9 protein-coding genes are annotated in these 8,719 nt (G+C 57.0%); 3 read left to right on the top strand and 6 right to left on the bottom strand.

The genetic code is table 11. The features are described 5' to 3' along the window. Positions 1 to 153: 153 nt before the first annotated feature. Genes NW828_RS13290 through NW828_RS13275 form a run of 4 tightly spaced genes read right to left on the bottom strand, consistent with a single transcriptional unit; the run spans position 154 to position 3,461 of the window. On the bottom strand, positions 154 to 894 hold the full coding sequence (locus NW828_RS13290; protein WP_414384365.1) for an endonuclease III domain-containing protein: 741 nt from the start codon (positions 892 to 894) through the stop codon (positions 154 to 156). An 18-nt stretch (positions 895 to 912) separates the two neighbouring features. After that, positions 913 to 2,016: an undecaprenyldiphospho-muramoylpentapeptide beta-N-acetylglucosaminyltransferase gene (murG, locus tag NW828_RS13285; protein ID WP_414384363.1), complete on the bottom strand. Its 1,104-nt coding sequence runs from the start codon at positions 2,014 to 2,016 to the stop codon at positions 913 to 915. 30 nt (positions 2,017 to 2,046) lie between these two features. Beyond that, the gene (locus NW828_RS13280) at positions 2,047 to 3,036 is read right to left on the bottom strand and encodes a photosynthesis system II assembly factor Ycf48 (protein WP_414384361.1); all 990 of its coding nucleotides are present in this window, start codon (positions 3,034 to 3,036) and stop codon (positions 2,047 to 2,049) included. Positions 3,037 to 3,044: 8 nt separating this feature from the next. After that, positions 3,045 to 3,461 (bottom strand): rubredoxin, encoded by a 417-nt coding sequence (locus NW828_RS13275; RefSeq protein WP_414331938.1) that lies wholly within the window; start codon positions 3,459 to 3,461, stop codon positions 3,045 to 3,047. A 227-nt stretch (positions 3,462 to 3,688) separates the two neighbouring features. On the opposite strand from NW828_RS13275, the gene NW828_RS13270 reads away from it, so the two are divergent. Together NW828_RS13270 and tpiA are read left to right on the top strand one after the other, a co-directional pair. Beyond that, entirely contained in the window at positions 3,689 to 4,099 is a 411-nt protein-coding gene (locus NW828_RS13270) for an FHA domain-containing protein (protein ID WP_414374851.1), read from the top strand. A gap of 227 nt (positions 4,100 to 4,326) precedes the next feature. Next, entirely contained in the window at positions 4,327 to 5,079 is a 753-nt protein-coding gene (gene tpiA, locus NW828_RS13265) for a triose-phosphate isomerase (protein ID WP_414384359.1), read from the top strand. Positions 5,080 to 5,083: 4 nt separating this feature from the next. Here the strand turns inward: tpiA and treY are convergent, their stop codons facing one another. Further along, positions 5,084 to 7,045 carry a malto-oligosyltrehalose synthase gene (gene treY / locus NW828_RS13260; RefSeq protein WP_414384357.1) on the bottom strand — a complete coding sequence of 654 codons (1,962 nt, stop codon included), beginning with the start codon at positions 7,043 to 7,045 and terminating at the stop codon, positions 5,084 to 5,086. Positions 7,046 to 7,048: 3 nt separating this feature from the next. Further along, on the bottom strand, positions 7,049 to 7,885 hold the full coding sequence (locus tag NW828_RS13255; RefSeq protein WP_414384355.1) for an alpha-amylase family glycosyl hydrolase: 837 nt from the start codon (positions 7,883 to 7,885) through the stop codon (positions 7,049 to 7,051). Between the two features lie 175 nt (positions 7,886 to 8,060). On the opposite strand from NW828_RS13255, the gene NW828_RS13250 reads away from it, so the two are divergent. Beyond that, positions 8,061 to 8,719 (top strand): hypothetical protein (locus NW828_RS13250; RefSeq protein ID WP_414384353.1); only part of this gene is annotated, 659 nt, incomplete at its 3' end.

Raw genomic sequence — 8,719 nt, 5'->3', positions numbered from 1 at the left:
GTTTGGAAACAAACAGAATGCTATCGCTGCATAGTTGAACAGTGATGTTCAGCAGTGTTCAGCGTAAATGTATCAGAGACGCCGGCAGGAGCGGACAAGAGGGGATCCCAGATGCTTCTACTGCGCCCGCAGAATAGAGCCCTGCTGTCGGGATCAACGCTGCCGCCCAGAGGGGCAGGTGGGACGCAGCGGGCAGCGGCCACATTCGGGCATACGGGCCTTGCAAATGCGCTTGCCCAGCCGGACAAAGTTGACGTGCAGGGAATAGGCTTTGCCTCTGGGGATCTGAGGGGAAAGCTGAGCAAAAGTGTCGTCGGGATGTTTGGCCCGCACCAGGCCCAGACGGTTGGCCACCCGATGCACGTGGGTATCCACCGGGCAGAGATCCCGACCCAGGCCGAACAACAACACACAGGTGGCGGTCTTCAGCCCTACCCCTTTCAGGGAGAGCAAAAAATCGAGGGCGCCAGCATCGTCTAGCTCTCTTAGAAAGTCCAGACTCAGGGATCCCTGTCGTTCTTGAATGGCAGCCAGGATCTCCTGAATTCGGACTGCCTTGAGGTGGGCTAAGCCGCCGGAGCGGATCACCTGGGCCAGATCTGCCGGGTCGGCAGCCAAGACCGCTTCCCAAGAGGGAAAGGCGGCTTTGAGGGCGCGGAAGGCACGGCTGCTGTTGGTGTCAGTGGTGTTCTGGGAAAGGATCGTGCCCACCAACTCGTCCAGGAGATCCGGGCGGGGGGAAAGCCCATCGGGAGCCCGCTGGGGGATCCCGAAGCACTGTTCTAGCCGCATCAACAGCGATTCCATCCTGTCGGCGGGCGGGAGTTCCGCCAGCAGGGTTGGGGACTCCGCCGCTTTGGCGGGCACAGGCGGGCGTTGGGAAAGGCTGTCCAATCTTGGCTGTACCACGGCTTAACGGGCAGAACTTTGGCGGATTTCCTGCAACAGACGGGCGATGGCCTTGCTGGCATTGGGGGGAGCTGTGGCTTGCAAGCGAGCGGCCATTTGGGCAACCACCTGCGGCTGGGCCAACCAGGTCAACACCGTTTGCCGCAGCAAGTCCAAGTTCTCTTCGGATTCTCGCATGACCACCCCCCCACCGCGCCCCACGAAGGCCAGAGCATTCTGATACTGATGATCCTCAGCGGCAAAGGGATAGGGGATCAAAATGGCTGGGGTGGCGGTGGTCAGCAACTCCGCCAGGCTCATGGCTCCGGCGCGGCTAATGGCAAAGTTGGCCCGCTGCAACAAGGCAGCTACATCTCGACGGAAAGGAAAGGGCCGGTAGCGGGGATGGCTGGGGATCCTGGCTTCCGGACCTTGAGCTTCGCTGCCGCCGGTCAAATGCACAATCCAGGCCCCCGCCTCCAACCAAGCTGGGGCACAGGTGGCCACCATGCGGTTGAGGCCCCGCGCCCCTTGGCTGCCCCCCATGACCACAATGAGGGGATCCCCGTCGGGAATGGGGAGGTCGGCAGGGAAAGGCTGGGGCGTGTAGAACTCGGCCCGCACTGGCGTGCCCACCACTTGGGCGGCCACCCCTGGCAAATGCTCTGCCGTCTCCGCCATGCCCAGCGCCACCACCTGACAAAATCTCCCCAGCCAACGGGTCACTTTGCCCGGGATCCGATTGGACTCGTGCAGCAACACCGGCACCCCCAGCGAACGGGCGGCCAAAATGGCCGGAGCGGCAATGTACCCGCCGGTGGTCAGAACAACGTCAAACCGTCCCAACTTGAGGAGTTGGCGCACTTGTAGGGTCGCACGGGCCAGTTGGGCCAAGGCCTGCAGCCTGTGGAGAGGGGATCCCTGCCAGCCCGACATGACAACCCGGTGCAAGGGATAGCGCTCCCGCACCAGCTTCCCTTCCATCCGATCCGGCACCCCCAGCCATTCGATCTGCCAGTCGGGCAACTGCTCGGCAATAGCCAAAGCCGGAAAAATGTGGCCACCAGTGCCACTGGCAGCAACCAGCAGCCGCGGGCGTGAAGCTGGATCCTTGGCGCGTGTGTCCACCCGTGTGCCGATTAGGGATCCCTGAGACCTTCAGGAGTTGTTGGAGCTGACATAGCGCAAGAGGGTGCCCCGTTGCCCCAGAATAAACCCTTGCTCGGGGCCGAAAAACTCAATGCTGTAGAAGTTGGCGGGGATGTTGCTGAGTTTCTTGGCCTGTTCCCAGGTTTTGCCACCATCAGGGCTGTGGATCAGGGTAGCGCCACCCCCCACCACCCACAGGTCGTGGTCGTTTTGATAGGCGGCATTGAGGTAGCCAAAGCTGAGGGCCCGCCCCGGACGCAGCGGCGACGACCACTGGCCGGAGGTGAAGTCATCGGTAAAGGCGATCTCCGCCCCTTGGTTCAATTTCCAAGCGCTGCCGTGGGGGCCAAAGCCCATGTTTTGAATGCGGCGGGAGCTTTCCCGCGGGTAGGGCTTCCAGGTGCGACTTTCAGGAGTGTACAGAAAGTAGAAGCTGCCCCGCGACGACACCGCCAGATATTCGCCTTCAGGGCCGCGGGCAATGTTTTTGATGGCCCCAATTGGCTCATCCACTTGGGCATGCCAGGTCTGACCGCCATCTTCGGTGCGGTAGATGGCACCCACATTGGTCACCATTTCGGCGGCGCCAGGGCCCAGAGCCTGGATCAAGAGCGGCTCCCCTGGCAGTTGGTTGTTGAGGCGGATGGAAGTCCAGTCGGATCCCTCGTTTAGGGTGTGGAGGAGGATCTTCGGCTGCCCGGCCACCCAGCCTTCTGCCCCAGCAAAGCTAATGGAGGCCAGGTAGGCTTCCGGCTCCAGACCCGGCAGCTCCCGCACCTGCCAGTGCAGACCCCCATCGTGGGATTCCAGCAGCGTCGCCTTGTCTCCCACCAACCAGCCATGGGAAGGGGTGGTGCCGGTGAAGGCAATGTCCAGCAGAATGTTCTGGGTGGGCACTTCCACCTGCTGCCAGGGGACCACCCGCATGTTGGGCATCCCCGCCGCCATCAGCAGCACCGAGACAGCAACCAGCAGCACCAGCCTCAGGGGTTTGAACATCTTGACCCTCACTCGACGAAATAAAAACTCATCAAAAATAAAAATCCCAGCGCCAATCCCAAAAAGATCAGCAGGTTCTTTTGGGCAGGGGTCATCACATTCACCCCCAGGCCATAGCGCAGGTTCTCTTGAAAACCCGAAGGCTTGCCTTTGGCACCCACTGCTTGGAACAAGCGCTTGTCGGCTCGGCACACCGGACATTTCCAATCGGCTGGCAATTCCTCAAACGGCACGCCCGCCGGGATCCGATTGAGCTGATCCCCCTTGGCCGGTTCGTAAACATAGCCACAAGAACGACATTCGTAGCGCTGCATCCGCAGGGGATCGCTGAGCTGCGCATCGGTTTCATCTTCCGGCAACTCAATGAGCCTCGGTGTCTTGGGGGAACGGGGTTGAACACCGGGATCCGGTTGCGAGCCATTCATGGTCAGGGAGCCATCCGCATCGTCGATCCTATTATGAGAGGAATTGTTACAAAAATCTACTCAGACCCTTTCTTGTTGCTCAGGGGGATCCCGCGCCAGCTCAGAGTGATGGGCAGATTCCGCTGCTCTTGGAGAGGCTGATCTGGTGGACATAGGGATCCACCTGGGGGATCCTATGTTATGTTTTGGCTATCTTGCCCTCAGTGTTGTGCAAGCGGGTGCCTTTCATGACCACGCCCCCTCGCCGACCAGCCCTCAATCACGTGCTCATCGTCAAGGATCGTCATGGGCCAAAAGCCTACTGGTTGACGGCTGAGCTCTACTCCTTAGGCCGGGATCCACGCAACAGCATTCGCATCGACTCCCAGTACGCCTCTCGCTACCACGCCATTTTGGTCAAAACAGAATCCCCCTCTTCTCCCGATGGGTTCACTTACCAAATCATCGACGGAGACATTCAGGGCACCCCCAGCACCAACGGCCTTTACGTGGGCGGGCAACGGGTGGAATTTCGGGATCTGGAGGACGGGGACGAAATTCAGTTTGGCAACGATGCCACCGCTACCTACTCGCTGCAGAACAAAGATCTGGATGAAATTCTGGCTACCTTTGAAAACACCCAGATCGTTGGGCTGTAGGAAGCTGCCTTCCCTGTTGGGTCTTGGCCTGTCCCGTCTGCATGCTGGTTGAAGGGTTAACCGGCGCTTGGAGAGGGGATCCCGTCGCCGTATTTTCGGGATCGCTTGCTGGTAAACTGTGTCATACGAAAAAACAAAGCTGGGATCCCTGCTGTTCTTCCACATATTCCTTAGGCTTTCTGCTTGCGGGATCCCTTCCTTCTGTTGTCTCTAAGGGAGGATCCATCTTGCGCCCCATCCTCATCGCCGGCAACTGGAAAATGCACAAGACTCAGGCTGAGGCTCGCGAGTTTCTGCAAGAGCTGGGCCTGGCCCTACAATCATCGCCGTCAGGGTCAGCATCCCAGCGGCAGATCATCTTGTGTGTGCCCTTTACAAACCTAGCGGTGGTGGCAGAGCAAAGCCGCGGATCCGACATAGCCGTGGGGGCACAAAATCTGCATTGGGAGGATCAGGGGGCCTTTACCGGGGAAATTTCCGGCCCCATGCTGGCAGAATTGGGGGTGCGCTATGTCATCGTCGGCCACAGCGAACGGCGGCAGTACTTCGGCGAGACGGACGAAACCGTTAATTGGCGTTTGGCAGCTGCCCAGCGGCACGGGCTCACCCCCATCCTTTGTGTGGGAGAAAGCCAGCAGCAGCGGGAGCAAGGCTTGACCGAGTCTTGGATTGTGGGGCAGTTGGATCGCGCCTTGCAAGGGATCGATCTGGAGAACTTGGTGATTGCCTATGAGCCCATTTGGGCCATCGGCACCGGCCAGACTTGTGCAGCTCAAGAGGCCAACCGGGTCATCGGCTTGATCCGGCAACACCTGGGCAATGCCCAACTGCCCATTTTGTATGGCGGCTCGGTGAAGGCCGGCAACATCGATGAGCTGATGGCCCAGCCTGAGATCGACGGCGTGTTGGTGGGAGGGGCCAGCCTAGACCCCCAAGAGTTTGCCCGCATCGTCAACTTTCAGGCCCTAGCTCCCGCCTAGGCCGCTAGCGGGATTGTCCCCACAGCAGGGCTACCGGGAAGGATTTCAAGACAACGCCCACCGGCAAGGTTTCGCCGGCAGGGATCCTTTCCTGGGTTAGCCCGTTCACCCAGTCCAGCCGCTTCCAACGCGGCAGATGAATTTCGGTATCTGCCCAAACGGATTCTCCCAGAGGATCTTGGGTTTCGTCGATCAACTTTGTTAAAAAACGCGGCACTACCGTGAGCAATACCTGCTTACTGTGCTGACGGGCAAAAGCCACAATGTGGGCGGCATGGGATCCGCTGATTTGCAGAGGAATGTAGCTGCCCTCGAGAAACAATTGGGGCTGTTCCTGGCGGGCCTTGAGCACGTGGTAAATCAGAAACAGCTTAATGCGTCCGTCGCTGCGGTGCAGGAGCAAATCCGCGATGAGTTGGAGAGGATCCTGTTTAACCCGCCGCTGAATTTCTTCCAAATAGGCGAGGCGACGGGAAAAATCCACAGGCCGACGATTGTCGGGATCCACCATGCTCAAATCCCACAGTTCCGTGCCTTGGTAAATATCCGGGATCCCAGGGCTGGTGAGCTTGATCAGCGTCTGCGAGAGGGAATTAAAAATGCCAAAGTGGGCAACTTTCCGTTGGAAAGGCAAAAAGGACTCCAAAAAGGGGTTAGGACCTTGAAGGATCCGTTCGATAAAAGCGGTAGTGGCTTCTTCGTATTCGGTATCGGGGCGAAGCCAAGCGGTGTGAACTTTAGCTTCCCGCACTGCTTTGATGGCATAGTCTTTGACCCGCTGTACGAACTGGGGCACCTCTTCCGGTTGGAAGGGATAGGAGCCGAGCAAAGTTTGGTAGAGCAAATACTCGTCATTGCGATCCGGCAGTTCTGAGCGCTTGGCTTGTTTGCTGCGGACTTTGTAGCCGAGGTTCAGTTCATGCCAAAGGTTGATGTGCTTTTCCCACTCGGCGGGGATTTCAGAAAGCACATTCAGCCGGGCCCGCACATCTTCGCCACGCTTGGTGTCGTGGGTGGCAGAAGCATTCATGGACAGAGGCCACCGAGCTGACCGCTCTTGATTAAAGCGGTGAAACTCTTGCACCGAAAGGCCAAAGCGACAGGGATCCCCGCCGACTTCATTGAGAGATAAAAGGCGGTTGTACACATAAAAAGCAGTATCTTCTACCCCTTTGGCCATGAGAGGGCCAGCCAACTGCTGCAAGCGCATGGCAAAATGGATCTGCTCATTTTTCTCCTGGTCTGATAAATTTTCCAGAGACTCCAGGCAGAGAAAGCGCTGAATAAAATTCAGCTCATTCACCAAAACGGGCAGGTTCTCCTTGGCCTTCTCCACGGCTTGACAAATTACCTGTTGACCTTCTGGACTGAGGATCCCTTCGTGGATATAGACGCGGTAGACCGGAAAGCACACCAAAACTTCTACCAAAGCTCGACGTAAGCTGTAGAGGGTAAAGTCATTGGCATAGCGATGGTGGCTGGTGATCTGCTTGAGCAAAAAAGCAAGGTTATCCATATCTCCTGACAGGTTGCGCTCGATGATCAGGCGTTTTTTATCTTCGATAACCTGCTCTGGGGAATGCCGTAGATTTGTGAAATTTTGATAGAGAGAGTCAAAAGCCTCTGCATTTTCTTCTTGACAAAAGATGCCGTTGAGCTTAGCTAAAAAATCATAGCCCGTTGTGCCCTGAACCGGCCAGCTTTGGGGCAGACTTTCATTAGCCTCTAGTATTTTCTCTACCACGATGTAAAGATTTGGGCAGCGTTCCCGCAGGCGATGGAGATACTCTTCGGGATTGAACAACCCATCGATATGATCGATGCGCAAACCACTAAAACGCCCCTGTTCTGCAAGCTTAAAGATAAGCTGATGGGTTTTGCGAAACACCTCGCGATCTTCCACCCGCAGTGAGATCAGCTCGTTAATGGTAAAGAAACGACGATAATTGATCTCCTCAGCACCCACCTTCTAGAAGGAAAGGCGAAAATTTTGCCGCGCCAGAAGACTATCCAGCAGGTCAAAGCTTGACGGATCCCCTGGCTTGCCGTTAAAAATGGCAATGTTCTCGTCAAAAAAGCTCTGGATAGGTTGGCTAGACGTGTAGAGTTCCCACAAAGAATGCTTGGCAAAGCTAATTTGATCGGTGCGCTCTAGGAGATCTTCCTTGCTAGGGATAAATTTCAGGCTGAAGAGGATCCCGAGTAACTTGACGTAGTCGGGATGGCTGCGTCCCAATTTTCGCCGCAGCTTGCTCAGGTTGTAGGTAAAAACATCGGCATAGGTGTCAATGTTGAGGGGAAATCTCAAGTTGTAGTAGTTGACGCTTAGGCCGTCGGCATCGTAACGAAGCTGAATTTGTCCCGACTCCAAACATTTGTCGTAGAAATCTCCCAAGAAGGGAGCTAAGATTCTGCCCTTGATCCCCAGGTAAGAGTGATTCCAATTCACATCAAAGTAGTCAATAAAATCTGAGTTGGGGCCGCTCTCCAGAACATCCATGAGCATCTGGTTCTGGCCATCGTAGGCCATGTGATTGGGCACAATGTCCTGGATCCAGCCTATTCCCTGCTGATTGAGGGCTTCCCACAAGAGCTCAAACTTTTCGCTTCCCCCCAGTTCCTGGTTAATCTGCCTGGGATCCACCACGTCGTAGCCGTGGGTGCTGCCTTTGCGGGCTTGGAAGATGGGAGAGGCATATAAGTCACTGATGCCCAGCAACTTCAGGTAGGGAACAATCTGTCGTGCTGCGTCGAAGTCAAACCCAGCATGAAACTGAATGCGATAGGTGGAAGTCGGGATCCGCATGATGACCTTAGAACAATGACAAAGAAGCCGAGCTTGCCAACGGCATAGGGTCAAGAGAACAGATGTATCTAGGGTAGCGGCTAAGATCAAGGAGTCCTGCAGGGGAGAGGCGAGGTTAGTGAACTTGTCAAGGCCACAGAGGAGCGCTTCACCCCCGGTAAGGGGGCCGGCAAGGATGGCGAGGTGGGCAGGGATCCTGCTCGTGGGTGGGCTGATGGGGAGTTGGCGGAGTGAGGCAACCTGGGCAGAAAGCGAGTTTCGGGTGGGGAGTGAGCTGGTTTTGACCCTGCGCACCCCCGATGCCCCCGCTCGCCTCCGTCTGCTGAAGCAACGGTTGGAAGAGATTTTGCTACAGGCCAGCAGCCCTCAGGTGCAGGTCAGTCTGGATATCCCCAGTCCCAATCCCTCGACGACCGGCAGCGGGGATCCCCCAGCTCAAGCCGCTCGGATTCTTTTGAACCAGCAACTGCTGTTGGAGGTAACTCCAGCCGATGCAGAGGCTCATGCTGCTCCCCAACCGGCAGATCTGGCAAGGATCTGGGCGGATCGCCTGCAAACGGTGTTCAACCAGGAATCCAGTCGGCAGCAACTGTTTTTGGGATTGGGGCTGCCCCCGCACTTGACCTGGCAAGGGCGACTCTATCGCCGCGCTGAGCGTGCTGCCGCCGATACTGGGCGCTTTGTTACCGATGGCACTCGCATTCAAGATCATGTGGTCTATTGGGAGATCCCCTCTGGAGAAAACCCGTTTGATTTTAGTAAACTACCCGACCCTGACTACTTCGCAGTACAGGGCGGGCTTTCGGTAGCCCTGCAGTTGGCAAGCCAACCACG

This window comes from Synechococcus sp. W55.2 (genome assembly GCF_047461635.1).
Lineage (GTDB): Bacteria > Cyanobacteriota > Cyanobacteriia > Thermostichales > Thermostichaceae > Thermostichus.
Note: the sequence above shows the minus strand (reverse complement) of the source record. Positions and strands in the feature narration are given on the sequence as shown.